General features: G+C 70.9%; 33 protein-coding genes. 11 read left to right on the forward strand and 22 right to left on the reverse strand.

What is annotated here, in order from left to right:
- Positions 1-54 precede the first annotated feature (54 nt).
- On the forward strand, positions 55-600 hold the full coding sequence (gene idi / locus ASE44_RS10035; protein ID WP_056779373.1) for an isopentenyl-diphosphate Delta-isomerase: 546 nt from the start codon (positions 55-57) through the stop codon (positions 598-600).
- 43 nt (positions 601-643) lie between these two features.
- Here the strand turns inward: idi and ASE44_RS10040 are convergent, their stop codons facing one another.
- Both ASE44_RS10040 and ASE44_RS10045 read right to left on the reverse strand, forming a co-directional pair.
- Positions 644-1,081, reverse strand: coding sequence for a YdeI/OmpD-associated family protein (locus ASE44_RS10040; RefSeq protein WP_056779377.1), 438 nt, complete (start codon positions 1,079-1,081; stop codon positions 644-646).
- Positions 1,078-2,001, reverse strand: coding sequence for an EamA family transporter (locus ASE44_RS10045; RefSeq protein ID WP_056779380.1), 924 nt, complete (start codon positions 1,999-2,001; stop codon positions 1,078-1,080). Before ASE44_RS10045 ends, ASE44_RS10040 begins: the two co-directional genes overlap by 4 nt.
- A gap of 45 nt (positions 2,002-2,046) precedes the next feature.
- On the opposite strand from ASE44_RS10045, the gene ASE44_RS10050 reads away from it, so the two are divergent.
- Positions 2,047-2,526, forward strand: coding sequence for a MarR family winged helix-turn-helix transcriptional regulator (locus ASE44_RS10050; RefSeq protein ID WP_056779382.1), 480 nt, complete (start codon positions 2,047-2,049; stop codon positions 2,524-2,526).
- A 20-nt stretch (positions 2,527-2,546) separates the two neighbouring features.
- On the opposite strand, the gene ASE44_RS10055 is transcribed toward ASE44_RS10050, so the two are convergent.
- Together ASE44_RS10055 and dcd are read right to left on the reverse strand one after the other, a co-directional pair.
- Entirely contained in the window at positions 2,547-3,074 is a 528-nt protein-coding gene (locus tag ASE44_RS10055) for a hypothetical protein (RefSeq protein WP_056009120.1), read from the reverse strand.
- 63 nt (positions 3,075-3,137) lie between these two features.
- Positions 3,138-3,728, reverse strand: coding sequence for a dCTP deaminase (gene dcd, locus ASE44_RS10060; protein ID WP_056009122.1), 591 nt, complete (start codon positions 3,726-3,728; stop codon positions 3,138-3,140).
- A 135-nt stretch (positions 3,729-3,863) separates the two neighbouring features.
- On the opposite strand from dcd, the gene ASE44_RS10065 reads away from it, so the two are divergent.
- Entirely contained in the window at positions 3,864-4,613 is a 750-nt protein-coding gene (locus tag ASE44_RS10065) for a type 1 glutamine amidotransferase (protein WP_082455944.1), read from the forward strand.
- 91 nt (positions 4,614-4,704) lie between these two features.
- Here the strand turns inward: ASE44_RS10065 and ASE44_RS18815 are convergent, their stop codons facing one another.
- The 5 genes from ASE44_RS18815 to hxlB form a co-directional block, all read right to left on the reverse strand.
- Entirely contained in the window at positions 4,705-4,869 is a 165-nt protein-coding gene (locus ASE44_RS18815) for a hypothetical protein (RefSeq protein WP_162852292.1), read from the reverse strand.
- A gap of 153 nt (positions 4,870-5,022) precedes the next feature.
- Positions 5,023-5,199 carry a hypothetical protein gene (locus ASE44_RS18485; RefSeq protein WP_157579855.1) on the reverse strand — a complete coding sequence of 59 codons (177 nt, stop codon included), beginning with the start codon at positions 5,197-5,199 and terminating at the stop codon, positions 5,023-5,025.
- Positions 5,200-5,279: 80 nt separating this feature from the next.
- Complete coding sequence (locus ASE44_RS10070; protein ID WP_082455945.1) at positions 5,280-6,812, reverse strand: carboxylesterase/lipase family protein; 1,533 nt, start codon at positions 6,810-6,812, stop codon at positions 5,280-5,282.
- Positions 6,813-7,079: 267 nt separating this feature from the next.
- Entirely contained in the window at positions 7,080-7,706 is a 627-nt protein-coding gene (gene hxlA / locus ASE44_RS10075; RefSeq protein ID WP_056779385.1) for a 3-hexulose-6-phosphate synthase, read from the reverse strand.
- Between the two features lie 71 nt (positions 7,707-7,777).
- Complete coding sequence (hxlB, locus tag ASE44_RS10080; protein ID WP_056779389.1) at positions 7,778-8,398, reverse strand: 6-phospho-3-hexuloisomerase; 621 nt, start codon at positions 8,396-8,398, stop codon at positions 7,778-7,780.
- A gap of 101 nt (positions 8,399-8,499) precedes the next feature.
- Between hxlB and ASE44_RS10085 the strand changes: the two genes are divergently transcribed.
- The gene (locus ASE44_RS10085) at positions 8,500-9,780 is read left to right on the forward strand and encodes a LuxR C-terminal-related transcriptional regulator (protein ID WP_056779392.1); all 1,281 of its coding nucleotides are present in this window, start codon (positions 8,500-8,502) and stop codon (positions 9,778-9,780) included.
- Between the two features lie 39 nt (positions 9,781-9,819).
- On the opposite strand, the gene ASE44_RS10090 is transcribed toward ASE44_RS10085, so the two are convergent.
- From ASE44_RS10090 to ASE44_RS10120, 7 genes are all read right to left on the reverse strand, one after another.
- The gene (locus tag ASE44_RS10090; RefSeq protein ID WP_056779394.1) at positions 9,820-10,413 is read right to left on the reverse strand and encodes a short chain dehydrogenase; all 594 of its coding nucleotides are present in this window, start codon (positions 10,411-10,413) and stop codon (positions 9,820-9,822) included.
- A gap of 38 nt (positions 10,414-10,451) precedes the next feature.
- On the reverse strand, positions 10,452-11,072 hold the full coding sequence (locus tag ASE44_RS10095) for a hypothetical protein (protein ID WP_056779397.1): 621 nt from the start codon (positions 11,070-11,072) through the stop codon (positions 10,452-10,454).
- Positions 11,069-11,836, reverse strand: a complete 768-nt coding sequence (locus tag ASE44_RS10100) for a hypothetical protein (protein ID WP_157579857.1) — start codon at positions 11,834-11,836, stop codon at positions 11,069-11,071. Before ASE44_RS10100 ends, ASE44_RS10095 begins: the two co-directional genes overlap by 4 nt.
- On the reverse strand, positions 11,833-12,216 hold the full coding sequence (locus tag ASE44_RS10105) for a PadR family transcriptional regulator (protein ID WP_056779402.1): 384 nt from the start codon (positions 12,214-12,216) through the stop codon (positions 11,833-11,835). Before ASE44_RS10105 ends, ASE44_RS10100 begins: the two co-directional genes overlap by 4 nt.
- Before the next feature lie 79 nt (positions 12,217-12,295).
- The gene (locus ASE44_RS10110; RefSeq protein ID WP_056779407.1) at positions 12,296-12,907 is read right to left on the reverse strand and encodes a DUF1349 domain-containing protein; all 612 of its coding nucleotides are present in this window, start codon (positions 12,905-12,907) and stop codon (positions 12,296-12,298) included.
- 23 nt (positions 12,908-12,930) lie between these two features.
- Positions 12,931-13,590: a YigZ family protein gene (locus tag ASE44_RS10115; RefSeq protein ID WP_056779410.1), complete on the reverse strand. Its 660-nt coding sequence runs from the start codon at positions 13,588-13,590 to the stop codon at positions 12,931-12,933.
- Between the two features lie 30 nt (positions 13,591-13,620).
- Entirely contained in the window at positions 13,621-14,484 is an 864-nt protein-coding gene (locus ASE44_RS10120) for a CPBP family intramembrane glutamic endopeptidase (RefSeq protein WP_056779414.1), read from the reverse strand.
- Between the two features lie 134 nt (positions 14,485-14,618).
- Here ASE44_RS10120 and ASE44_RS10125 point away from each other — a divergent pair, with 134 nt between their 5' ends.
- Positions 14,619-14,999 carry a metalloregulator ArsR/SmtB family transcription factor gene (locus ASE44_RS10125; protein ID WP_056779417.1) on the forward strand — a complete coding sequence of 127 codons (381 nt, stop codon included), beginning with the start codon at positions 14,619-14,621 and terminating at the stop codon, positions 14,997-14,999.
- Positions 15,000-15,026: 27 nt separating this feature from the next.
- The gene (locus ASE44_RS10130; RefSeq protein ID WP_056779419.1) at positions 15,027-15,512 is read left to right on the forward strand and encodes an SRPBCC domain-containing protein; all 486 of its coding nucleotides are present in this window, start codon (positions 15,027-15,029) and stop codon (positions 15,510-15,512) included.
- A gap of 151 nt (positions 15,513-15,663) precedes the next feature.
- Here the strand turns inward: ASE44_RS10130 and ASE44_RS10135 are convergent, their stop codons facing one another.
- The 3 genes from ASE44_RS10135 to ASE44_RS10145 all read right to left on the reverse strand — a co-directional run bounded on the left by ASE44_RS10135 (position 15,664) and on the right by ASE44_RS10145 (position 17,642).
- Positions 15,664-16,506: a nucleotidyl transferase AbiEii/AbiGii toxin family protein gene (locus ASE44_RS10135; RefSeq protein WP_056009158.1), complete on the reverse strand. Its 843-nt coding sequence runs from the start codon at positions 16,504-16,506 to the stop codon at positions 15,664-15,666.
- Positions 16,503-17,042: a hypothetical protein gene (locus tag ASE44_RS10140; protein ID WP_056009160.1), complete on the reverse strand. Its 540-nt coding sequence runs from the start codon at positions 17,040-17,042 to the stop codon at positions 16,503-16,505. Before ASE44_RS10140 ends, ASE44_RS10135 begins: the two co-directional genes overlap by 4 nt.
- Positions 17,043-17,147: 105 nt before the next feature.
- Positions 17,148-17,642, reverse strand: a complete 495-nt coding sequence (locus tag ASE44_RS10145; protein WP_056779422.1) for an FBP domain-containing protein — start codon at positions 17,640-17,642, stop codon at positions 17,148-17,150.
- 328 nt (positions 17,643-17,970) lie between these two features.
- On the opposite strand from ASE44_RS10145, the gene ASE44_RS10150 reads away from it, so the two are divergent.
- Positions 17,971-19,179, forward strand: a complete 1,209-nt coding sequence (locus ASE44_RS10150; protein ID WP_056779425.1) for a cysteine desulfurase-like protein — start codon at positions 17,971-17,973, stop codon at positions 19,177-19,179.
- Between the two features lie 11 nt (positions 19,180-19,190).
- Here the strand turns inward: ASE44_RS10150 and ASE44_RS10155 are convergent, their stop codons facing one another.
- Positions 19,191-19,469, reverse strand: coding sequence for a hypothetical protein (locus tag ASE44_RS10155; protein ID WP_056779428.1), 279 nt, complete (start codon positions 19,467-19,469; stop codon positions 19,191-19,193).
- 97 nt (positions 19,470-19,566) lie between these two features.
- Positions 19,567-20,049, reverse strand: a complete 483-nt coding sequence (locus ASE44_RS10160; RefSeq protein WP_056009170.1) for a MarR family winged helix-turn-helix transcriptional regulator — start codon at positions 20,047-20,049, stop codon at positions 19,567-19,569.
- Between the two features lie 84 nt (positions 20,050-20,133).
- On the opposite strand from ASE44_RS10160, the gene ASE44_RS10165 reads away from it, so the two are divergent.
- Positions 20,134-21,018, forward strand: a complete 885-nt coding sequence (locus ASE44_RS10165) for a PD40 domain-containing protein (protein ID WP_056779431.1) — start codon at positions 20,134-20,136, stop codon at positions 21,016-21,018.
- 26 nt (positions 21,019-21,044) lie between these two features.
- Positions 21,045-21,743 carry an IclR family transcriptional regulator gene (locus ASE44_RS10170; protein ID WP_056779434.1) on the forward strand — a complete coding sequence of 233 codons (699 nt, stop codon included), beginning with the start codon at positions 21,045-21,047 and terminating at the stop codon, positions 21,741-21,743.
- Between the two features lie 6 nt (positions 21,744-21,749).
- Here the strand turns inward: ASE44_RS10170 and ASE44_RS10175 are convergent, their stop codons facing one another.
- Positions 21,750-23,123 (reverse strand): MFS transporter, encoded by a 1,374-nt coding sequence (locus ASE44_RS10175; protein ID WP_056779436.1) that lies wholly within the window; start codon positions 23,121-23,123, stop codon positions 21,750-21,752.
- Positions 23,124-23,279: 156 nt separating this feature from the next.
- On the opposite strand from ASE44_RS10175, the gene ASE44_RS10180 reads away from it, so the two are divergent.
- Both ASE44_RS10180 and ASE44_RS10185 read left to right on the forward strand, forming a co-directional pair.
- Positions 23,280-24,062, forward strand: coding sequence for a 2-keto-4-pentenoate hydratase (locus tag ASE44_RS10180; RefSeq protein WP_056779438.1), 783 nt, complete (start codon positions 23,280-23,282; stop codon positions 24,060-24,062).
- A complete protein-coding gene (locus ASE44_RS10185) occupies positions 24,047-24,859 on the forward strand; it encodes an HpcH/HpaI aldolase/citrate lyase family protein (protein WP_056779440.1) in 813 nt (270 codons plus the stop codon). Before ASE44_RS10180 ends, ASE44_RS10185 begins: the two co-directional genes overlap by 16 nt.
- The last annotated feature ends 36 nt before the right edge of the window (positions 24,860-24,895 follow it).

The following is a 24,895-nucleotide window of genomic DNA, read 5'->3' on the forward strand; positions in this document are numbered from 1 at the left end:
TAGTACGCTAGCTGTCCATTCGCGTTCGCCCCGATCGTCGGGGAGAATGGACACATGTCGGTACCCGAAGAACTCGTCGTCCTGCTCGCCGAGGACGGCACCCGCATCGGCACCACGCCGAAGGCGACCGTCCACACGCAGGAGACGCCCCTCCACCTCGCGTTCTCCTGCCACGTCATCGGTCCCGACGGCCGCATCCTCGTGACCCGCCGCGCCCTGTCGAAGCTCACCTGGCCGGGCGTCTGGACGAACTCGTTCTGCGGTCACCCGGGCCCCGAGGAGGACAGCGTCGACGCGGTCCTCCGCCGCGCGAGCGCCGAGCTGGGCCTGCCGATCTCGGCGCCGCACCTCGTGCTGCCCGACTTCCGGTACCGCGCCGTCGACGCCTCCGGCGTGGTCGAGTACGAGATCTGCCCGGTCTACGTCGCCTACACCGACGCTGTGCCCGAACCGAACCCGGCCGAGGTCATGGAGTGGGCTTGGGCCGAGCCCGCATCCCTCCTGGAGTCGGTCGAGCGCGCGCCATTCGCCTTCAGCCCGTGGCTCACCCTGCAGTTGCCGCTCGTCGTACCGCTCCTCGCCGAGACGCCTGCGCGCTGAGTCTGCTCGGTGCGGTGCCCGTCCGGAGGCGTCGGCCTCGCCGTCACGCGCCGCGGAGCGCCTCGACGGCCGCGGCCAGGCGTTTGTCGCGCGTCGAGTCCGTCTTCGCGAGCGCGATCGGCTCGGCGAGCGCACGCTGCCGACTGAACGACAGCGCCCCGTAGGCGGCGAGCGCCTGCTCGTCACCCGCGAGCGCCTGTTCGAGTTCCGGCGGCAGGGGGAAGACCCGCGGAGCCGTGTCGACCTCGAGTTCCACCTCGACCTCGTCACCGCCGGCGACCCCGGCCGCAGCCCGGTTCGCGGCGCTGAGGGCGATGAGGAAGCGGCCACCCATCGGCGTGATCGTGCTGCGGTAGGTGGTCGCGCCGACGGTCACGACGACCGGGACGCGCTTGCCGGCGCCGAGCTCGTCGATGACGGCGTCGGGGACGAGGATGCCGGTGTTGTTGCCCTGCAGCTCGATGACGGTGCGGAATCTCATGCGCTCAGTATGGTCTTCGGTGCTCGCGCCGTGAAGACCAGGACGAGGGAGCCGGCGACGACCCCGATGCCGAGGAGCTGGCCGAGGCTCAAGCCCTCACCGAGCACGGCGACCCCGAGGAGCACGGCGACGACCGGACTCAGCAGCCCGAGGAACGAGACGGAACCGACCGGGAGGACGCCGATGCCCCGGAACCACAGGGCGTAGGCGAGTGCGGTGCCCACGACGGCGAGGTAGGCGTAGCCGCCCACCGCGGCGGGACCGGGTGCGTCCGCGGGCAGCCCCTCGACGACGAGGAGGACCGGCACGAGGACGAGCCCGCCGGCGACGAGCTGCCACGCCGTGACGGCCAGACCGGACGCGGTGCTCGCCGAACCCGTGCGGCGGCCACCGAGCCGCCGACCCGTCGACGGCCGGCCCCACCGCTTGCTCAGCACCGAGCCGAGGGACATGGACACCGCACCGGCGAGCGCGGCGACGACCCCGACCACGTCGAGGCGTGCGTCCGCCTGCAGCACGATGAGCGCGACGCCGCCGATCCCCGCGAGGCCGGCGAGGACGCGGCGGAGGGTCAACGCCTCCCCGACGAGCAGGCTGGCGAGGACGGCGACGAGGACGGGACCGATCGCGCCCATGGTGGCCGCGACCCCGCCGGGCAGGCGGTAGGCGGCGAGGAAGAGGAAGGCGAAGAAGGCGCCGATGTTGAGGGTGCCGAGGACGAGGGACCGCCACCACCAGTCACCGACCGGCAGGGTGCGGGTGATCGCGAGCAGCAGCAGTCCGGCGGGCAACGCCCGGAGGACCGCGGCGAGCAGCGGCCGTCCGGGCGGGAGCAGTTCGCTCGTGACGAGGTAGGTGGTCCCCCAGCTGACGGGGGCGAGCGCGGTGATGGCGGCGACGCGGAGGTTTTTGCTTAGCACTGAGCAAATATAGCTCAGCGCTAAGCGAATCGCTAGAGTGGTCGCATGAGCACGCACGTCGACGACATCCTGAACCAGTGGCGGGCCGAGCGACCCGAGCTCGACGTCTCCCCCATGGCCGTGATCGGACGACTCTCCCGGGCCGCGACGACGGTGGACGCCCGCCTCGCGGCGACCTTCGCTGCACACGGCCTCGACAGCGCGTCGTTCGACGTCCTCGCGACCCTCCTCAGGGCCGGCGCCCCGCACGAGCTCCCCCCGAAGGACCTCACCCACTGGTCCATGGTGACGTCGAGCGCGATCGCCCAGCGCGTCAACAAGCTCGTCGACCGCGGCCTCGTGACCCGTCGACCGAGCGACCACGACGGGCGCGGGACGGTCGTCGCCCTCACGCCGTCGGGGAAGGACCTCGTCGAGGAGACCCTCCCGGACCACCTCGCCGCCGAAGAGCGGCTCCTGGCCGGCTTCTCCGCCACCGAGCGCGAACAGCTCGCGTCACTCCTCGAGCGCCTCGCGGGCGCCTGAGCCCGCCGCAGACGAGACCCTCAGACGATGCGGCGCCCCTCGTTGTGCTCCTGCAGCCACCAGCTGGCACCCTCGTCGTCGGACACCCAGCTCTCCCATGTGTAGGAGGACTCGGTGATCGCGCTGAAGTTCCACCGGATCAACTTGTCGTCGTTGCGGGTGCCGTCCTGCCGGATGCCGTCCGAGCGGTGCGGCGTCGCCACGAGCTGGCAGAACTCGCCGCGGCGCGGTTCGACGTAACTGACCCGCCACGCACCCATCAGCCGGTCGTAGACCCGCAGCGCGGTGCTCACCGTCTCCCAGCCCGACGGCTCGTCGTCGTTCACCACGAGTTGGACGTCCTGTACGGCGCGGCCCTCGAGGACGTACGACACGATCCAGCGGAAGTCGGACTCCACCCACTCGCCGGTCTCGTCGTCCAGCCGCTTCGAGTGCACGTCCCAGGAGCCGACGAACTGCCCGAACCGCACCATCCGGCGCGGGTAGAACGGCGTCGGCCCGTCTGCCGTGATCGCGCTGGCGAAGTCCGGACGCTCTGACGTGCTCATGGCGGAGCCTTTCTACTGGTCCACCAGCGGGCCCGCGGTCGGAACGCCCGCCTCAGACCTCCGTCAGCGCTGCGTCTCGCCGACGTCGGTCCGGTGGAAGTTCTGGAAGGAACGGGAGGCGGTGGGTCCACGCTGTCCCTGATACCTGGAACTGTACTCGCTCGACCCGTAGGGGCGCTCGGCCGGCGAGGTCAGCCGGAAGAAGCACATCTGGCCGATCTTCATGCCCGGCCACAGCTTGATCGGCAGGGTCGCGACGTTGCTGAGCTCGAGCGTGACGTGCCCCGTGAACCCGGGGTCGATGAAGCCGGCGGTCGAGTGCGTCAGCAAGCCGAGGCGGCCGAGCGAGCTCTTCCCCTCCAGCCGCGCGGCGACGTCGTCCGGGAGGGACACGCGCTCGTAGGTGGACCCGAGGACGAACTCGCCGGGGTGCAGGATGAACGGCTCGTTCGGCAGGGTCTCGATGAGCCGGGTGAGTTCCGGCTGGTCTTCGGCGGGATCGATGAACGGGTACTTGTGGTTGTCGAAGAGCCGGAAGAAGCGATCGAGCCGCACGTCGATCGACGAGGGCTGGATCATCTCCGGCGAGTACGGGTCGAGCGCGATGCGGGAGGCGTCGAGTTCGGCTTTGATGTCACGGTCCGAGAGCAGCACGCTGTCAGTGTATCGGCCGGGAGCGCGGCGCCGAGGGCGGGTGCGCTCGCGCGGATTCGCTACGATGCTCGCACGGCGACGACTCCCCCGACCGGGCGGCGAGCAGTCGGCGCCGCAGCGACCCGGAGGCCTCTGATGACCAGACCGCACGTCCTGATCCTGCAACACGTCGCCTGGGAGCAGCCCGCCGTGCTCGGTGAGGTGCTCACGGCGTCCGGCATCGACTGGACGCTCGACACCGTCGTCTCGCGTCGCGAACTCCCGCCGGAGCGCGAGATCACCGGCTTCGACGGCCTCGTCCTCCTCGGCGGTCCGATGGGGGCGCTCGACGTGGAGGAGCACCCGGGCCTCGGCCTCGAGGCACAGCTCGTCCGCGACGCTGCGGTGCTCGGCATCCCGGTGTTCGGCATCTGCCTCGGGCATCAGCTCATCGCGACGGCCCTCGGGGCGACGCTCCACAGCGCGTCCGCGCACGAGGTGGGGGTCGGCGACGTCGAGCTGCTCGTGGACGGCGAACTCGGGATGCGTGGCGAACAGGTCCCTGTGCTGCACTGGCACGGCGACGTCGTCGAGGCACCGCACGGGGCCACCGTGTTGGCGTCCTCGCCCTCGACGCCGAATCAGGCGTTCCGGATCGACGACCGGGTGTTCGCGACCCAGTTCCACCTCGAGGTGGACCCCGCGACACTCGACCACTGGCTCCAGGAGCCCGCGATGCTCCGCGACCTGCCGTTCGTGACGGGCACCGCCGCCGAGGCCGCCGATCGGTTGCGGGCGGACCTCGCCGCCATCGCGGAGCCGATGCGAGCGGCCGGCGAGCGACTGTTCGGCGCCTTCGCGGACGCGGTGCTGCGCCGGACGAGCGTCGATCCGTCACTGCGCTGACGACGGGGGCACGGGCCCGAGCTCCGGCCCGGACACAGCGAAGCGGCCGGAACCCTGAGGTTCCGACCGCTTCGTGAAGCTCGAGTTCGAGCTAGAGGGCCTTGCGACCCGTGATCGTCCTGATCAAGAACGCGATGATCGCGATCGCGAGCAGCACGAGGCCGACCCACAGCAGGAAGTTGAGGGACTGGACGAACCCACCGGTGATGGCGAGAACGATGGCAACGACGATGACGATGATGAGCAGGATGTTCATGGTGAAGCTCCTTTCGCAGAACTGTGACCACCGTATTGGGGTGCGGTCATTCCGTCCTGGGGTTGACATCGTCCGCGGCCGTTCCGATACGCGCGCGGAGCGCCCCCGCGTTGCACACCGCGCGGGGGTCGGGCGACGACGCCTCTTCGGCGGTTACAGGAGGCCCGGCTGGTCCGCCGGGTCGCCGTCGCCGGGCTCGGGACGCGGGTCGTCGTCCGTCGGCGCCGCCATCGGGTCGTCGCTCTCGGGGGCGTTGTCGGGCAGCGCTCGGGAGATGGCCTCCTGGGCGTCGCCGATCGCGTCGTCGATCTCGTCTCGTGGGTCGCTCATGCTGATTCCTTTCGTCGTGTGGAGACCGTAACGCGCAGCACGCGCTCGTGACAGCCCCTGGCGGGACCACCCGGATCGGCCTACGCGGTCGGTGATCCCGTCGGAGCTGTGACCGCGAGCCGTCTGGCCTCGGCGATCACCCGGGCGCTCGCGAACGGCTCCGTCGCCGGCGCGCCCGCGGCGTCGAACACCTCGATGTCCGACGCCGACCGCCCGGCGGGTGCCCAACCCGGCGAACCGCCGCGGACGAAGGCGACGGCGGCGCCGTGGAGGCGGTCCGCCAACTCCTGCGGTGCGGCGGGACCGGCGACCCGCGTGACGTCCGGGTCGTCGAGGAGGTCGAAGAAGAAGGGGACGTCGAGACAGTGCTCGGCGATGCCGCTGACCGCCGACGGCCACACGAAGTCGGAGACCCAGGTCTCGGCGTCACCGCGCGCCGCCGCCCAACGGATGATGCGCTCACGGAACATGACGTCGCTGATGAAGCGGCCGGCGACGAGGCTCGTGGGCTCGCCGACCTGCGTCGCGACGTATGCGTCGGCGAGCGCCTCGGGAGCCCCCATGAGGTGCACGGCACAGGCCGGCGGTACGGCGTCGAAGGCGTCCGGCCGCCCGGTGAAGAAGCCGGCGAACTCCTCACGGGTCGCGCTGACGAGCAGGGGTTTGTCGGCCCCGCGTCCTGCGGCCAGGCCGGCGTCGACCGTGTCCACGAGGAGTTCGCCGTCGACCACCGGTCCGAGGCCCAGGCGGCCGTCCATGGTCGTCATCCCGCGGAGGATCGACTCCGCGTCGCGAGGCCCGCCGGCGGTCGCCTCGAACCCCTGCGCCTCGATGAGGGCGGTCTCCGGCACGCTCGCGAAGCCGGCGGCCGTCGGCGCGACCCCGAGGTGGGCGGCGAGACGCTCGGTCAGCGAGCGGGCCTGCTCGAGCGGCACGTCTCCGGGGACGCCGGACAGCGAGATCGCCCGGTGGAACAGGTGCTGGGCGGCAGGTGTGGCGAGCAGGGTCATCACCGAGCCACCGCCGGCGGACTGGCCGGCGATCGTCACGCGTCGCGGATCGCCGCCGAAGGCCTGGATGTTGTCACGGACCCATTCGAGGGCGAGGATCCAGTCGAGGGCCCCGCGGTTCGCCGGGGCGTCTGGCAGCCAGCCGAAGCCGTCGAACCCGAGTCGGTACGAGATCGACACGGTGATGACGCCGTCGCGGTTGAACGAGCGGCCGTCGTACCAGGGGCTGGCGGGCGAACCGGCGATGAAGCCGCCGCCGTGGATCCAGACGAGGACCGGGAGTCCGGCGCCGTCCGATGCGGGCGAGGGGTCCGGGGTGTAGACGTCGACGTTGAGGGTCGACTCGCCGGGGATGGACGGCTCGGGGATCGTCGTGATCTCGGCCATGGCCTTCCGCTGCGGCGTCGGACCGAAGGCGGTGGCGTCGCGCACGCCCTCCCATGGGCCGGTCGGCTCCGGCGCCTGGAAGCGGCGGGCGCCGAACGGGGGTTCGGCGAACGGGATGCCGAGGAAGGCGGACGAGCCGTCTGGCCGACGAATGCCGCGGACGGCACCGGCGAGCGTGTGGACGACGGGGTGCGTCGAGCTGGTGTCGGGCGTCATCGGCAGATCCTCCGGGTGCTCGTCCGGCACGATATGCGACGAACGTCGGGCGGTGATCTGCTCAGTATGCCGCTCCGGACCCGAATCCCGTCCAACGCCCGGGGTTCACCCAGCCACCTGTCGGGGAGGCCAGCGCGGTGCTGCCGCGCGAGCGCGCCCCACACACGTGAGCGCGGGTCTCTGGAGACCCGCGCTCACGTCCGGTGCACCGCGCTCGGCTCAGCGCACCGCGCTGGCCGAACCCGAGGGGTGCGGGATGGGGAGGGGTTACGCGACGATCGCTGCGCGGAGCTCGGCGGCGGAAGCAGCCGGGTCGTCGGCCGAGTAGATGGCTCCACCGGCGACGGCGACCTGCGCGCCGGCCTGCTGGACCGAGGCGATCGTCGAGGCGTTGACGCCACCGGCGACCGAGAACGGCACGGCAGCGGCCTCACCGTCGGAGAGGAGCGTCTGGAAGGTGAAGCCCTCCTCCGCCTGCTCGTCGAGCCCGGCGTGCATCTCGACGAAGGCGGCACCGAGGGCGGTGACCTCCTTGGCGCGCGCGACCTTGTCGGCGACGCCGATGAGGTCGACGACGACGGACTTGCCGTGCGCCTTCGCCGCCTTCACCGCGCCGACGATGGTGCTGTCGCCGGCGGTGCCGAGCACCGTGACGATGTCCGCACCGGCCGAGAACGCGATGTCGGCTTCGAGCTCGCCGGCGTCCATGGTCTTGAGGTCGGCGAAGACGATCTTGTCGGGGTGGGCGTCCTTGATCGCGGTGACGGCGCGGAGGCCCTCGGCCTTGATCAGCGGGGTGCCGAGCTCGAGGATGTCGACGTAGGGCGCGACCTTCCCGGCGAGTTCGAGGGCTGCCTCGGTGGTGAGGACGTCCATGGCTACCTGGAGCTTCATGTGGTGCTGCTTTCTGTCGTGAGGGGAGACGACCGACGTCCGTCGGTCGCGTGGGGAGCGGATGGGGCGGACTATTCGAGGTTCGCGTGGCGCGGCCACAGCTCTTCCGCGCTGACCCCGGCGGACTGCCAGAGCGCGTGGAAGATCGCGTCGCCGAGGAGCATGACCGACTGCTCGAAGAGACCGCCGGAGTACTGCACCGACCGCGTGCCGCCGTGGTCGGTCTTCTGTGCGGCGGGCACGACGACGACCACGGAGGCGAGCTCGGCCAGTTCGGAGTCGGCGTCGGTCGTGATGGCGATGACGCCGGCACCGACGGACGCCGCCGTCGAGGCAGCCCGGACGATGCCCGTCGTCGTGCCCGAGCCGCTGGCGACGAGCAGGACGTCGCCCGCGGCGATCGCCGGCGTCGTGGTCTCGCCGACGACGTGGACGGTGCGTCCGAGGTGCATCAGCCGCATGGCGGTCATCCGCAGCGCCAGGCCGGAACGACCGGCACCGAGGACGAAGATCCGCTCGGCATCCTGGAGCCGCGTGAGGGTCTCGGCGAACGGCGCCGCATCGGCGGAGAGCAGCGTCGTGACGGTGCGGTGCAGTTCCGTGTCGATGGCGGCGAGCGCACCCTGCACGGTCGTCGGCGGACGCCGCGGGTCGGTTCCGGGCTGGTGATCGGGGGGCGTCGTACTCGGCATCCATTCATCCTGTCGTCGAACGGGTAGGTATACCGCTGGTCAGGCGGACGGTTTCCCCTACCCGAACGGGTGGGTCGGACGGGCTGGGGTAGGGTTCGACGATGGACGGACACCGAGACACCTACCCGATCGAACTGCTGCAGGGGATGGCCGTCGTCGCGTCCAGCTCGCTGCTCCGCATCGCCGGCGCCTTCCGGGCGGTCCTCGAACCCGTCGTCCAGCACTCAGCCCTCGTCATCTTCACCGAGGACTGCACCGGGCGTCCGCGCAAGAAGGCGGGCGACCCGTCGATCGTCGAGGGCGTCACCATCGCCGAGCTGGACGCCGTCCGGCAGCGCACGCCGCGTCGGCGGGACGCTTCAGCGCACGCGGCGCCCACCGACCGCCCGACGACCGCCGTCATCGCCGGAGCGGAACGGCCCATCGCTGCCTGGCTGGCCGACACCGGGGCGCTCCTCGTCCTGACCGACCCCCGAGGACCGATCGACGACTCCCTCATCGGCGCGCTCTGGGAGATCGTCGCGGCCGAGATCCGACAGCAGGTCACCACCGCGGCTCCCGACTACCTCCGCGACTCGCGCGCCGCATCGAGCGAGCGGGCGGACGCGATCGCCGAGCTGACCGACGCCCACGCGACGACCCTCGAGTCGATCCTCGCCGTCACCCGGTCGCGGCAGACCACAGCGGAGGACGCGCGCCGGGCGGTCACGGAGATCGCGTCGGCGGCCATGGTCCAGCTCCGCGCCGTCTCCGACCGCGACCGCCAGCTCGCCTCGGAACCCGTCGCGCAGGCGTTCGCGCGCCTGAAGGACGACCTCCGTCCGCTCGCCCGCTTCGGCGGCCCGGAGGTGCAGTTCATCGAGCCACCCGTCGACGGTCGGGCGCTCCCGGGCGAGGTCGCGCACGCCGGACGAGCCATCGTCCGCGGGACGGTACTGGCGCTCGTGGAGCAGTCGACCGTCGGACGCGTGCGGGTGCAGTGGGACTGCGACGGCAGCAACCTCCTCATCGGCATCCGCGACGACGGCCCGGGCGAGCTGACGATCGACACCCCGAGCGTGCAGCAGCTCGGTGCGCGCGTCACGGCGTTGCGTGGCGATCTGCAGGTGCAGGCGACGCCCGGCTGGGGATCCGAACTGCACGTGTCACTCCCCCTCGACCCACCTCCCGCCGCGCAGAGCCGTTCCGGTGCAGCGGCGGCGCTGACGGAACGCGAGTGGAGCGTGGCCGAGCTGGCCGCCGGCGGCGCACGGAACCGTGCGATCGCCGAAGCCCTCACCATCAGCGAGAACACGGTGAAGTTCCACATCGCCAACGTGCTGCGGAAGCTCGGTGTCGCGAGCCGCGTCGAACTGGCCGCCGCTCTGTCCTCCGGCCGCTGACCGACCGCCGGATCGCCACCGCTCAGCGGCACAGCGCGGTCAGTCGAGCGCGAGCACCCGGCCGGTTCCGACGCCCTCGACGGCCTTGACGAAGGCGAGGCCGACCACCTCGGAGGAGACCGGGAGGAAGCCGGGGAAGGTGTCGTGGTACCCGGGGGCGTCGGCGAGGACCGTCGGGCTGACGGCGTTGATGCGGATGCCGCGAGGCAGTTCGACGGCGGCACCGATCACGAACGACTCGAGCGCACCGTTGGCCATCGACGCGGCGGCACCGCTCGCGATCGCCTCGCGGGCGAGGATGCCCGTGGTGAGGGTGAACGAGCCGCCGTCCCGGACGAACGGGGTCCCGATCCGCACGACGTCGAGCTGGCTCAACACCTTGCCGAGGAATGCGGCACGGTAGTCGTCGCGGGTGAGGGCGTCGAGCGGCTTGAACCGCACGGACCCGACGGCGACGATCACGGCGTCGACCTCACCGACCTCCGCGAACAGCGCTTCGATCGAGGCCTCGTCCGTCGTGTCCACCGCTGGCGACGTCGACCGCGACACCGCGATCACCTCGTGCCGGTCGCCCAGCGCGGCCTCCGCCGCTCGTCCGATGTGTCCACTCGCGCCGATCAACAGGATTCTCATGCGAGCGACGCTAGCACCGGGCTCCGACGCCGGTCCCGTCAGTTGGCGTCGTCCATCCCGGTGACGTGGACGGCGTAGCCGTTGCACCCGGCCCGCGTCCAGTCGTAGGCATCCCCGAGCGGGGTGTCCCCGTACTGTGCCAATTCGGCGGCCGGACTGTCGTCGGAGAGGATCATCCCGCGCGTCGGGTCGGCCAGCGCGCGGTCGTTCGTCCACGCGTACCAGAACCCCTGATCCGCCATGCATTTCGCGGTGATCTGCCGCTGCTTCTCCCAGATCCCGGTGCTCGGCTCACCCCGGTCGTCGGTCGGCGGGATCACGACGTCGGCCGGGTCGGTGGTGGCGTCGAACCATCCCTCGGGGGTCTTCGAGTAGTCGACGCCGGCGGCGGGCGACACCGGTGCGCCGGGATCCTGCGAAGGGTCGGCGGGAACCACGGGCTCGACGGGTGGGAGCTCGTCGATCGACGCCGCCGCCTCGGCCACCGCCTCCATCGACCGAGCGTCGTCGGCCGCTGCTCGGGCGTTGGTGACACCGACGAACACCCCTCCGGCCACGACCGCGAGCACGCCGCTCATCGCGATGCCGAGTCCGATCCGACGACGGATCGCTCCGGCAGGCCTTGGAGTGGTCGACTCCTCGATCCCGTCCTGCGTCATGCCGACGCCCCCTGCATCCGTCCGGACCCGTCGGCGTCCCGCCCGACCACCCGTCGGCCACCCGGCCACCACCACACGGCGGCACCGATGAAGCCGAGCGCTGCACCGACGCCGATGGACAGACTCAGCACCCACCAGGGTTCGAGGCCACCACTGTGGGAACTCAGCCGGGAGATCAGGAGGACACCTGTCGCGCTGACGCGGTACAGGATGTCTCCGGCGAGCAGGCCGACGAGCGCGGCGGCCTGGGCCAGCACCGCCGATCCGAGCCACCGCGACCGCTGACGCATCGCGAGCAGGAGCCCGACCACGGCCAGCAGTGCGGCGAGCGCCACCCCGACCGCTCCGATCGGCGCTTCGACGACGTCCCCGATCCAGAGCGCGCGGACCACGCGGACGAGGAGGAAGACCGCGGCTGCCGCGACCATGACGCCGCCGCACAGGACGAGGGCGGTGAGGACGTTCCCGGTGCGTCTCGTGCCGAGCGACACCGGGTCGAGGCCGCGGCCGGCACGCAGTTGTCCGGAGCGCCAGGACAGGTCGTGCGGGATACCGCGGACGGCACGCAGCAGGATGTCGCGGCGCAGTCGCGTCGGTGGAATCCCCTCCGCGTCCGCCCAGACCGCATGCTCGTGGAGGTCGGAGGCGATCTCGTCCCGACGCTCGCCGGCCACTTCGGGCACGAGGTCGCGGGTGTACCAACCGCACCAGCCGAGCACCCGCCGCGAGGCCGTGCGGTACTGGGGTGTCCGGAGGGCGCTCACGCGATGACCCCCGGCGTCTGCGACCAGGCGGCGCCGGCCGGGCGTGCTGTGGCAGCCGCCTCGCTCGCGAGCCGGGCGTGCTCCCGGTCGCGAGCGGTCGCGCCTTCGCCGGTGACCCGGTAGAGCCGGCGGCGTGGCCTACCCTCTCCCTCGGCGACCGCCGGGTCCTCCCAGCTCGCCTCGATGAGGCCGGCCTCGGTCATCCGGGACAGCGCCTTGTACAGGGTGCCGTGGGCGGTGAGGCCGCCGTCGCCACCCGCGGCGAGCTGCTTCGCGATCGCGAACCCGTAGAAGCTGCCGTCCGCGGACTGCAGCACCGTGCCGACGTCGAGGATGTCGAGCTCGAGCGGGAAGAGCGTGCCGGGTCGTCTGCGTGCCATGCGATCACTCTAGGAAGATAGGTTCCCAATCGCAAGCGGAGCGACGCCGCAGCGCAGCCGAAGCGCGGCCGAGCCTCCCTCAGCTGCCGTCGCGGAGGTCCGACGGCGGCTCGTCGCCGAGCACGATGTCGTCGAAGCGTGCCGTGCACGGCGGACCGACCGGCGCCTGCGACAGGAAGCCCACCTGCACCGGGGCGTCGGTGTGGAGTCGGAACAGTCGGACGAAGTCCCAGCGCACCCCGTCGGTCGAACTGTGGAACGCCCACGCCTCGCCCAGCCGGCTGACGCGCATCCACACCGCGTCGTCGTCGACGGGCGTCGAGTTCACGTCGTCCGACCAGGTGTTGGTCACGACGCTGACCACCATCGCCTGCCCCTGCGGCGACTGCTCGAAGCAGAGTTTCGCCCAGTGGTCGCCGTCCACCCAGAGCGCGATGGCCCCGGCGTCGAAGGTGCTGCGCTCGCTCACGACGGCGATGCGGGCCGACAACGTGAACCGCTCGGGCGCTGCGAACGCGAGCGCCGTCGCCCCGAGCTCCTGCGGGCCGCCGCGGGAGCTGTTGCTCCAGTCCACCTGCGCGGCGGAGGTCATCGTCAGCGCTCCGGCGTCGGCGTCGTAGTCGGCGTGGCCGGTGGTCGAGGTCCAGGTGAGGTCGGGAAGCCCGGCGATGCGGGTCACGTCGGTGTGCATGCTGCGACCCTATCGGTGAGGGGTCAGGACGCGCCCGGGACGTCGACGACGCGCTCCTCGCCCACTGTGACCGCGAGCGAGCCGTTGGAGGCCGACGCGATGTCCGCCTCGAGCCGCGCGAGATTGGCCCGCGGCACCCACAGTTCCAACTCGGCCCGAGCCGCGTACCGCGTCTCACCGAGCGTCGCGCCGTTGCCCTGGGCCCAGTCCCGGAGCAGGTGGTCGTAGCTACCGGCGTCGGCGTGGGGCACGACGAGGGTCGCCTGGGTGAGGGTCTCTCGGCGCACGATCGTCGCGAGGTCGAGCGTCTCGGATGCCGCTGAGGAGTAGGCGCGCACGAGGCCGCCGGCACCGAGCTTGACGCCGCCGAAGTACCTCGTGACGACCACGACGACGTCGGTCAGCTCCCGTCGGCGCAGGACCTCGAGGATGGGCATGCCGGCGGTACCGGACGGTTCGCCGTCGTCGGAGGACCTCGCCTGGTCACCGAGCAGCCCGGTGACCATCGCGACGCAGTGGTGCCGGGCATCCCAGGCATGCTTCTTCACGCGGGCGATGACCTGCTCGGCGTCGTCCGGGGAGGAGACCGGGTGCGCGAGCCCGATGAACCGCGACTTCTTGACGACGAGCTCGTGCTCGACCGGCGCTGCGATCGTCGACGGGTACTGCCGCACGGTGGTCATCGTGTCGAGCGTACCGAGCGCGGCACGTCGCTACGGCCGGAGCACGTCGTCGACGGGACGGGCCTGCACGTGTCCTCGGACCAAGACGAGCCCGACGACGGCCACCAGCATGATGACGAGGTTGGCGGGGCCGGCGATCGTCAGGAAGACGTTCTGCCCGGCCGCCGCACCCGCGTGGTCGATGCCACCGGTGGAGAGGAAGAGGGTCGGGTCGAAGAGGGCGTGGAGCAGCATCGGCCAGACGAGGTTGCCGGTCGCGCGGAGCGTCAGGTACATGCACACGCCGAACCCGAAGGTGTAGACGACGGTGACGAGCACGGTGGTGAGCGGTTGGCCCGACAGCAGGTTGGCGGAGTGGAGCAGCGCGAACACCAGCGAGGAGATCACCATCACGATCCACTCGGAGCTTCCGGCGTCGCGGAGCATCTTCACGACGATGCCGCGGGTGAGGAGTTCCTCGGCGAACCCGATGAAGATCCCGGAGAGCATCGCGACCACGACCACGGAGCCCTGGTAACTCCCGTAGTCGATGCCGAGGAGTCGGAGGACGATGGCGGCGAGGATCAGAGCGGGCGCGACCCACATCCACCAGCGACCGCGGATCGGCTGCCGGGCGAACAGCTCACGGAACCAACCGACGGAGAGGACGAAGGCCGTGAGCAGGAGCGACCCGACGATGAGCGGCAGCATGAGCCCGAAGAACACGCTCTGCGGTGTCGCGAAGAGGTCCGCACCGATCTGGTCGCCGAACACCAGCTCGATGAGTCGGCCCGCCCCGAGGTAGAGCGCCAGGTAGACGACGGCCAGCACGAACGAGCGCCAGACGCCACCCTTCGCCCAGAAGTCGTGCCATCCCCGTGTCGTCAGTGTCCGCTGACCTCGCCGATCGCCCACTCGTCCGCCCTCCCGCCGCGTCGGTACGCCTCACGCACCTGCTCGAACCGTACTGGAGCGCGGCGCTCGGCGCACGGCGCGCCGCCGATCAGGGGCTTGCGCCGCCCATGGCGGGCCGCGTAACCTACAACCAAATGGTTGTACAAACTGACGCAGGACCGGAGCTGCCCGCCGACGAGGTGGACCGCCTCTTCCACGCGCTCGCCGACGCGACCCGACGGGACATCCTCACGAGGGTGCTCGCCAGGGAGCAGTCGGTGACGTCGCTCGCCGAGCAGTACGAGATGTCGTTCGCCGCCGTCCAGAAGCACGTCGCCGTCCTCGAACGGGCTGCACTCGTGACGAAGGAACGACGCGGCCGACAGCAGATCGTGCACGGCGACGTCAGGACCGTGCAGCGATCCGCCCGCCTCCTGGACGCCTACGCGGACGTCTGGAACCAACGGGCGCTGCGCATCGGAGCGATCCTCGCCGAGGACGGTCCGGAGCGCGGCGACACACCGAACACCCCCTGACACACCGACCGGAAGCAGGACTGGACCATGAGTACGCTCACCGCCGAGAAGGACCTCGACCAGCTCACCTTGACCTTCGTCGCCGAGTTCGACGCACCGCCGACGCGTGTCTGGGAGATCTGGGAGGACCCGCGTCAGCTGGAGCGCTGGTGGGGACCACCGACCTGGCCGGCCACGTTCACGCAGCACGCCCTGACCCCGGGGTCCGAGTCCGCGTATTTCATGACCGGGCCGGACGGCGAGCGCGCGCACGGCTGGTGGGAGATCACCGCGGTCCGGGCGCCCGACTCCCTGAGCTACGAGGACGGGTTCGCCGACGAACACGGCGCACGCCAGGAGGGGATGGGCGTCGTGCACGCCACCGTCACGCTCGAGGCCCTCGGGACCGGCACGCGCATGACCATCGAGAACCGCTTCGACAGCCTCGAACAGCTCGAGCAGCTGCTGGCAATGGGCATGGAGGAGGGCATGGGACAGGCGATGGGCCAGATCGACGCCCTCCTCGCGGCGTAGACCGCCGGACGACGAACCCGCTGGCTACGCACCGCCCGCCGCCCCCGGTCACGGGGACGGCGGGCGATGCGGTCGGTTCAACTCGGGGCGCGGCCGGTGGCGTACGCGCGAGCAGCCATACGCTCGATGAACGGATCGGGACGGGTCACTGTCAGATTGCAGCCTCAGCCGTCGCCGCGTCGATTCGGCGAATGAAGTCGTTCGCCCACACTGCGGCAGCCTCGGCATCCGGCAGGACCTCGACCCCGTCTGCAGCCGTTTCGTACAACGTGTCCCAGTCGGCGTTCACGACGACGAGAGGCGGCCATTCGTGCCCGCCGCGGTAGGCGAACAGTCGCGTGCACGTCTCGCGCACCAGTTCCAAGTCGAGGTCTTCCTCGCGATCGAGGAGCTGCAAGTCGATGAGGTCGTGTGCGCGCTGGCTGTCGACCCCGGTCGCTGCGTGGAGCTTCTGCGCGATCTGATGGTCGCTGCGCATCACGTGGACCGGCTCCGGGCGGGGAAGTCCGACCGCTTCGAACAGGTCCGCGAGGTCATCCGAGAGCACGATCTCGGGCTCGTCGGCGTCGCCGATCTCGTTGTGACCGAGCTCGAACGTGACGGTGCACCACGGCCTGCCCCGATAATCGAGTTTCACGTCGAACGGCTGCATGACGTATGTCGCCGGAACCCCGGCCGGTTTCGGTGGCGTGCGCTCGATGAGTCGCCCGGTGAATCCCGCCCACCCGTTGCGCAACCGTTCCTCGAACTCGCTGACGAACTCCGCCAGGGTGCCCGATCGCGCAGCATCGAGATCCCTCGTGAATCGGGTGGCCCGACCGTATCGGAGCGCCATCGCGCTCCCACCCTTGATGGCCCCGGCTGGAAGCATCTGACCGACCACGACGAGTGCCATCGCAACGGTACGCCTGTTCACCAGCCCGTCGTCGCCTTCGAGGTTCGCGACCCGCTGACGGAGTGAACGGAGGCTCGGCGGGACACTGTCGTACGTCATACGTCCAGCGCCGTTCGCACGCGCGCGAGCTCCGCGGTCGTCAGGTAGCCCTCCGCACGCGCTTGGTCGGCGGCTTCACGGAGCCGACCAGTCTGGACACGCCCCCGGCATTCGAGGAGCGCATCCACGACGGGCTGCGCCGCGATGCCCTCGTACATCGTCGGCCTCGCATCCGCAGGAGCCCGGGTGATGGCGATTCGATCGGGTACCGTACGCCGAGTACGCCGAGGAGTTGCGACGGAGATGGTCTTCGGGTTCACATCCGCGAGGCCGAGGAGCGCAAGAACCGTCTCCCCGCGCAGGAACGCACCCTCTCCTGCGCGCAGCGTCGCCTCCGCGTATTCGTCCAGCGGGGTGTGCGGGATGGTCTCGTCGCGGTACAACCCGTACGCGATGTGCGCGAACCTGTTGCGTGTAGCGAGCTTCACCAACTCGACCTTCGGGACACCGGCGTCCTCCGCATCACGGGTGGTCACATACCCGTAATTGTCGGCTGCGATCTCATGCACGACATCTCGATAGGTTCCCTGCGACATGTCAAAACTATACCATTATCAGTATACTTTTGCCGCGCTGCACTGGACATCGTCGACGCACCGCCCACCGCCCCCGATCACGGGACGGCGGGCGGTGCGGCCTGCTCAGCCGACGCCGTTGAGCACGGACGAGGTGAACGCGACCGCCCGCTGCTGCAGGGTCGCGATGCGCTCCTGGCGCGCGGCCTCCGCGTCGAATCCGACGTAGGCGAGCGGCGGCAGCTTGCGCACGTTGGCCGAGCACTGGAACTCGGCGCACACGAGCGTGCCGACCGTGTCACCGTTCTTCCCGGCCTGGCCGGCACGCTTGGAGCTGTAGAAGACGACGTCGTTGCTGAGGGTCACGTCCTGGCACCAGGCGCACTGCGGCCGGGTCCGTGGCATGGCGTCGGCCTGCCGGAGGAGGATGCCGACGGGTGCTCCGTCGACGACCGTCACGACATAGGCGCGCCGCGGCAGCTTCTTGTCGCGCCACCCGAGGAAGTCGCGGACCTCGAAGTCGATCGTCTCGAGCTCGGCGGGCAGTGACACGTCACTCACCTCCTTGCGTGAGGCGTTGACGAAGGAGGCTCTGATCTGGGAGTCGTTCAGGGGGATCATGTGGTTCACCGGTTTCGGCTGGGCCGTCGGAGCGACGGCGGAGAGACCCTCCGGGCGCCTGAGCGCCGCAGCGGGCATGTCGGGTGCGCGACCCCGTCGGCGGCTCGGATGAGCGCGCTGGACGGGGCCGACGTCCTCACCGCGTGGGTGAGGTGATCGACCGGATGGACCGTGCTCTCGGGCCGGCGTTGGGGACGCCGACGACCTCCAGACGCCCGACACGGGGCGGAGCGATGATCAGGGACACACACGCACTGTATCAAGCGACGGCGCGCCTGCTCCCCCGTCGTTCCCGCCCTCGACGCTCAGCGCGCGGCAGGATGGACGTATGACCCTCGACGTCGCACGACTCCGGACCGCGTTCCCCTCCCTCGCCTCGGGCATCGCCCACTTCGACGGCCCGGGCGGCACGCAGACGCCGCTCGCGGTGGGGCAGGCGATCCTCGACACGCTCACCGGCCCGCTCTCGAACCGCGGCACCTCGGTCGCCTCGGAGCGCCGCTCCGACGACGCGGTCACCGCCTTCCGAGCCGCCTGCGCCGACCTCCTCGCCGCTGACCCGCGCGGGATCGTCTTCGGACGCAGCGCGACCCAGCTCACCTACGACTTCGCGAAGCACCTGTCCCGCGACTGGTCGGCGGGTGACGAGGTCGTGGTGTCCCGCCTCGACCACGACGCGAACGTCCGGCCCTGGATCCAGGCCGCGGAACACGCCGGGGCGACCGTCCGGTGGATCGAACTCGACGCCGCGACGGGCGAGCTCGACCTCGACTCCCTCGACGCGGCCCTCGGCGAGCGCACCCGCCTCGTCGCTGTGACGGCGGCGTCGAACCTCATCGGCACCATCCCGCCCGTGCGCACCATCGCCGACCGGGCGCACGCGGCAGGCGCGCGCGTCTGGGTGGACGGCGTCCACTACACGGCGCACCACGTCGTCGACGTCGACGCGCTCGGCGCCGACTTCTTCGTCTGCTCGCCGTACAAGTTCTTCGGCCCGCACTGCGGCGTCCTGGCCGCATCGCCGGCGCTCCTCGAGTCGATCCACCCCGACAAGCTGCAGCCGTCGACGAACGTGGTGCCGGAGCGCTTCGAGTTCGGCACCCTGCCCTACGAGCTCCTGGCCGGCGTGACCGCGGCCATCGGGGTGCTCGCCACGATCGACCCCGGTGCCGCCGAGAACCGACGCGACCGCCTGGTCGCCTCCGCCGTGTCCGTCCACGAGCGCGAGCTCGCGCTGCGCACCCGCATCGAGGAGGAACTCGGCGCCCTCGCCCCCGACGTCGAGCTGCACTCCCGGGCCGCGGAGCGCACGGCGACCCTCTTCATGACCTTCCCGGGTCGACGTTCGGCGGACGCCTCGGCCTTCCTCGCGGCCCGCGACGTGCTCGCACCGTCGGGCTCGTTCTACGCGGTCGAACCCTTCGCGGCGCTCGGCCTCGACGACGTCGGCGGCCTGCGCGTCGGCGTCGCCCCGTACACCTCGGACGAGGACGTCGACCGCCTGCTGGACGGCGTCAGGGCGTTCCTCGCGAGCTGACCCGTCGCGGGTCAGGAACGCTTGGTGGTCTCCCGTCGCAGCACGACGAACCCGGCGACCATGACGACCGCCCCGAGGACGAGGGTGATGATCCGGAAGAACCCGAAGTCGTTGATGCCGAAGATGAGCGGTCCGGCGAAGAGGAACGTGGCGCCGACGAAGTACCAGACGGCGGTGGAGCCCCCGATGGACGACGTGGGCTGCGACGACGTGGGCTCCGACGACGCGGGGCCGGCCACCGGCACCTCGTCTCGTTCCGGTCCCGGTTCGGGCTGGGTCGATCCGGTCATGGTTCGCTCCGATCCGCCACGCTGTCGGTGGTGCACGTGGCATCCGTCGACACGCTACGCCCAGCCGCGCCGGCCGGAATCCCCCGCGCGACGGAGATCAGGCCTCGCTGGCGAACATCCGCCCGTCGGGGTCGAGGCGTGTCAGGAGGGCCGCGGAGATCGCGCCGAGCTGCTCGACCTGCTCGGCGCTGAGCGCGTCGAGCACCAGTGAGCGGACGTTGCCGACGTGCCCAGGCGCTGCCTGGACGACCTTGTCCCATCCGGCGTCGGTGAGCGTCACGTTCGTCGCGCGCCGGTCCTCCAGCACCGGTGAGCGTGCGATGAAGCCCTCCCCCTCGAGGCGGGTCAGCACCCGCGAGAGACGAGGGAGCGTCGCGTTCGTCCGCGCGGCCAGCGCCGAGGTGCGGAGCGTGCGCTCGGGGGCCTCGGACAACATCGCGAGGGTGAAGTAGTCGAAGTGGGTGAGGTGTTCGTCCCGCGTCAGCTGCAGATCGAGGGCAGCGGGGAGGAGCTCGAGGACGGCCGCGAACCGCACCCAGTCCCGCTGCTCCGCGTCGCTCAGCCAGCGGGTGTCCGTCATGGTCCCAGCGTAATGCTTGCCGCTACAACGAAGACCCCGCGATCGGGCCGTGCGGGCGCCGCCCCGGAGGAGGACGATGGACCCATGACCTTCCGCGCCCTCGCCCCCGGCCAGCGTTCCCGAATCCTCCTCGGCGGCCCCTCCGATGCGGAGCCGGAGGTCCTGTTCGAGACGGACGAGCTCCTCGTCGAGGCGCCGAACTGGTCCCTCGACGGGAGCACGCTGGTCCTCAACGGCAACGGCCACCTGTGGTCGCTGAGTGTGGAGGACCCCGGTGCGGGCCTGACCCGGATCGAGTTCGCGGGACTGCCCGAGCTCAACAACGACCACGTGCTCGACCCCGACGGCGAGCACATCCTCCTCTCCGCCATGGACGGCCACATCTACCGCGGGGCCCTCACCGGCGGCTCCGTCACGAAGCTCACCGCCGACGACGGCAGCTGGCACTTCCTGCACGGCGTCTCGCCCGACGGCGCGCGCATCGCCTACGTGGAACTCGAGGGTTTCGAGCACCCCGGGCGACTCGCGGTCGCCCCGGCGGTCGAGGGCGGCGGCCCGGTCACGGTCCTCGACACCGGCGACGGGCACCTCGACGGTCCGGAGTGGTCGCCCGACGGCCGATGGCTGTTCTGCAACACCGAGCACTTCGGCACGGAGCCCGGTCACGCGCAGCTCGCCCGCATCCCCGACGGCGGGGGCACCCTCGAACACCTCGTGGCGAGCGACACCGTCGACTGGTTCCCGCATCTCTCCCCCGACGCCCGCCTCGCCGCGTACATCGCGTTCCCCGCCGGGACGATCGGGCACCCGGCCGACCTCGACGTCGAGGTCCGCCTCGTCTCGACCGACGACTGGGCGACCCCGCTCCGCCGGTACCCGGTGTTCGGCGGCCAGGGCACGATCAACGTGAACAGCTGGGCCCCCGACAGTACCCGCTTCGCGTTCGTCGCCTACCCGACCGCGCCCTGACCGTCGCCACTGGGTACTGTCGAGAGGTGACCGATGCCAGAAGCGCCCATTCGCAGACGCTCTCGCGCGGCATCCGCATCCTCGAGGTCCTCGCCGACGCCCGGGCACCACTGACGATCGACGAGCTGAGCACGGCGCTCGGCCTCCACCGCAGCGTCACCTACCGGCTGCTGCGCACCCTGGAGGACCACCGGCTCGTCGTTCGCGACACCGCCGGTCGGATCGCCCTCGGCTCCCGACTGGCCGCCCTCGCCGCCGGCGTCTCCCACGACCTGCAGGCAGCCGCCCTCCCCGAGTTGACGGCCGTCGCCAACGAACTCGGTATGACCTGCTTCCTCACGGTGCTCGACGGCGACGAGATCGTCACGCTCGTCAGCGTCGAACCTCGCCACGCGATGGGGTCGATCGCGCAGCGGCCGGGCACCCGACACCCGATCGGTGTGGGCGCGCCGGGCAAGGCGATCGCCTCGCGGCTACCGCTCGCACAGTGGCCCGACACCCTCGCCGACGCACATCGCGCCGAGCTGACCGACGTCGGCGAGCGGGGCTGGGCATCGAGCCACGACGAGGTCATCACGGGCCTCCGTGCCGTCGCCGTCCCGCTCGCCGTGCACGGGTCGCCGGCCGCGGCCCTCGCCGTCGTCTACGTCGCGAGCAGCCGCCCCGAAACCGAGATCGCGGCCCGCCTCATCGAGGGGGCCGCGACCATCGCGTCGTCGGTCTGAGCCCGGCTACATCCGCGTGCCGTACACCTGGCCGCGACCCTGCTGCTCCTCGGCCTCGCCACCGAGCGGGATCCCGGTGCGGTCGCGGAGGAGCAGCGTCGCCGCGAACGCGATGACGATCATGCCCGCGATGTAGAACGCGACGCTCGTCGCCGAGCCGGTGAGCTGCACGAGCCAGGTCGCGATCGTGGGCGCGAACGCACCGCCGAGGATCGCACCGATCGCGTAGGTGACCGAGACGCCGGTGTACCGGATGGACGCGGGGAACAGCTCGGCGAAGTACGCCGCCTGGGGTCCGTAGGTGAAGCCGTTGCCGATCGTGAACAGCGCCAGTCCGAGGAACAGGAGGACCGGGTTGCCCGTGTTCACGAGGGGGAAGAGCACGAACACGGTGGCGAGGAACGCGACCCAGCCGATGATGTACGTGTTGCGTCGCCCGATGCGGTCCGACAACGAGCCGGCGAACCAGGTGACGATCAGCCAGACCACGGCCGAGCCGGTCACCGCGAGGAGGACCGGTGTGCGTTCCATCCCGACGAGGCCGCCGTCGGCGAGGGGCGTGGTCGCGTAGTTCTGGATGTACCCGCCGGTGGTCATGTACCCGGCGGCGTTGTTGCCCGCGAAGGTGAGGGCGGCGAGCAGGACGAGCAGCCAGTGGTGACGGAACAGCTCGACGATCGGGACGCGGCGACGCTCCTTGTTCCGCGCGAGGGCGACGAAGACGGGGCTCTCGTCGACCTTGCGGCGCACGACGTAGCCGACGATGATCAGCACGAAGCTCAGCAGGAACGGGACCCGCCAGCCCCACTCGAGGAACGCGGCCCCGGGCGAGATCACGCCGGTCATGAGCGCGAGCATGCCGGACGCGAGCAGCAGCCCGATGGGCACGCCGATCTGAGGGAACGCGCCGAACCGCCCACGCCGGCCGGTCGGCGCGTGTTCGACGGCCATGAGGACCGCACCACCCCACTCGCCACCGGTGGACAGCCCCTGGAGGATGCGGAGGAAGACGAGCAGTGCCGGCGCGAGGATGCCGATCTGGTCGTAGGTGGGCAGCAGACCGATCAGGGTCGTCGCCGCGCCCATGAGGAAGAGCGTGATGACGAGCATGCGCTTGCGCCCGATCCGGTCACCGAAGTGGCCGGCGACGAACGCCCCGAGCGGACGGAACAGGAAGCTGACACCGACGGTCGCGAACGACAGCAGGAGCGCCGCCTGCGGACCGGCCGGTTGGAAGAAGAGCTGCGAGAAGACGAGTCCGGCGGCACTCGCGTAGAGGAAGAAGTCGTACCACTCGACCGTGGTGCCGATGACGGTGGCGAAGGCCACCCGGCGGAGTTCCGCGGGCGTCGTCGCCCGCGCCAGAGATGCGGTTGTCATTGTCTCGAGACCCCTTTGTCCGTGGCGACCCGTCGTTGGGCCGCCAGAATGTACACCACATCGTATACAATCGTCGGGAACGCGCAAGAGGCAGTCGATGACGACGCACCGTATCGTGATCGCAGACCGCAGTCGACGCAGATGAGGACGGGACCGATGCAGGATCACGAACGCCGGGCGATCGCCGCCGAACTGGCCACCGCCCACGACGAGCGGAGCATCATCCCGCTCCTCACCGCCCGCCATCCCGACATGGACGTCGAGGACTCCTACGCCGTACAGGCACTGTGGGCGGAGAGCCGCATCGCCGCCGGACACCGCGTCGTCGGCCACAAGATCGGCCTCACCTCCAAGGCGATGCAGCAGGCCACCGGCATCACCGAACCCGACTACGGCGTGATCTTCGACGACCAGGTGTTCGACTCCGGCGCCACGCTCGACTTCGACGCCTACTCCAACGTGCGGGTGGAGGTCGAGCTCGCCTTCGTCCTCGGCCGCCCGCTCCAGGGGCCCGGCTGCTCCATCTTCGAGGTGCTCGACGCGACCGACTACGTCGTCCCGGCGCTCGAGGTCCTCAACTCCCACATCGAACTCGAAGGCCGCACGATCGTCGACACGATCGCCGACAACGCGGCACTCGGGGCAATGGTGCTGGGTGGCACGCCGGTCCGACCCGACGCGATCGACCCCCGCTGGGTCTCGGCGCTCCTCTACCGCAACCAGACGATCGAGGAGTCGGGCGTCGCTGGAGCCGTCCTCGGGCACCCGGCGCTCGGCGTCTCGTGGCTGGCGGGCAAGCTCGCCCAGCACAGCGGCAGCCTCGCAGCCGGGGAGATCGTCCTCGCCGGGTCCTTCACGAGACCGATGTGGGTCGAGCGCGGCGACACCGTGCACGCCGAGTACCAGGGACTGGGAGCCGTGACATGCCGATTCGAATGACCCTGCCGCCCACCTTCGGCGAGCGCCTGCGGACCGCCGACCGCCCCCTGGTGGGCATGTGGGTGGTGTCGGGGAGTCCGGTCGCTGCGGAGATCGCCGCGGGCAGCGGCCTCGACCTGCTCCTCATCGACGGCGAGCACTCCGCGAACACGCTCGAGAGCATCCAGCTGCAGCTGCAGCTCGTCGCGGCGTTCCCGGTGTGCCCGCTCGTGCGGGTGCCGTTCGGCGATCCCGTCGTGATCAAGCAGGTCCTCGACCTCGGAGCCCAGAACCTCATCGTGCCCATGGTCGAGTCCGCCGCTCAGGCCACCGAGCTCGTCCGGGCCGTGCGCTACCCACCACAGGGCGTCCGCGGGGTCGGTAGCGCCTTGGCCCGATCGTCCCGCTGGAACCGGGTGGACGACTATCTGTCACTGGCGAACGGATCCGTGTCGCTGACGGTGCAGATCGAGTCGGCGGACGCGGTGGAGCACGCCGCCGAGATCCTCGCGGTGGACGGTGTGGACGCGGTGTTCGTGGGGCCGGCCGACCTCTCGGCCTCCATGGGCCTCCTCGGCCAGCAGGGGCATCCGACGGTGATCGCGGCGGTCGAGCGCGTGCTCGACGCCGCTGCCGCCGCTGGGAAGCCGGCCGGCGTGAACGCCTTCGACCCCGTCGTGGCGGAGCACTACCTCGACCACGGCGCGTCGTTCGTCCTCGTCGGGGCCGACGTCTCGCTGCTCGCGCGAGCCTCGGAGGGCTTGGCCGAGCGGTTCATCGACGGCCGTCGTGCCGCCCCGCGTGGCGACGGCTACTGACCCTTTCCGAATCCATTGGGATCGTATATGATTCCG

This window comes from Plantibacter sp. Leaf1, assembly GCF_001421315.1.
Lineage (GTDB): Bacteria > Actinomycetota > Actinomycetes > Actinomycetales > Microbacteriaceae > Plantibacter.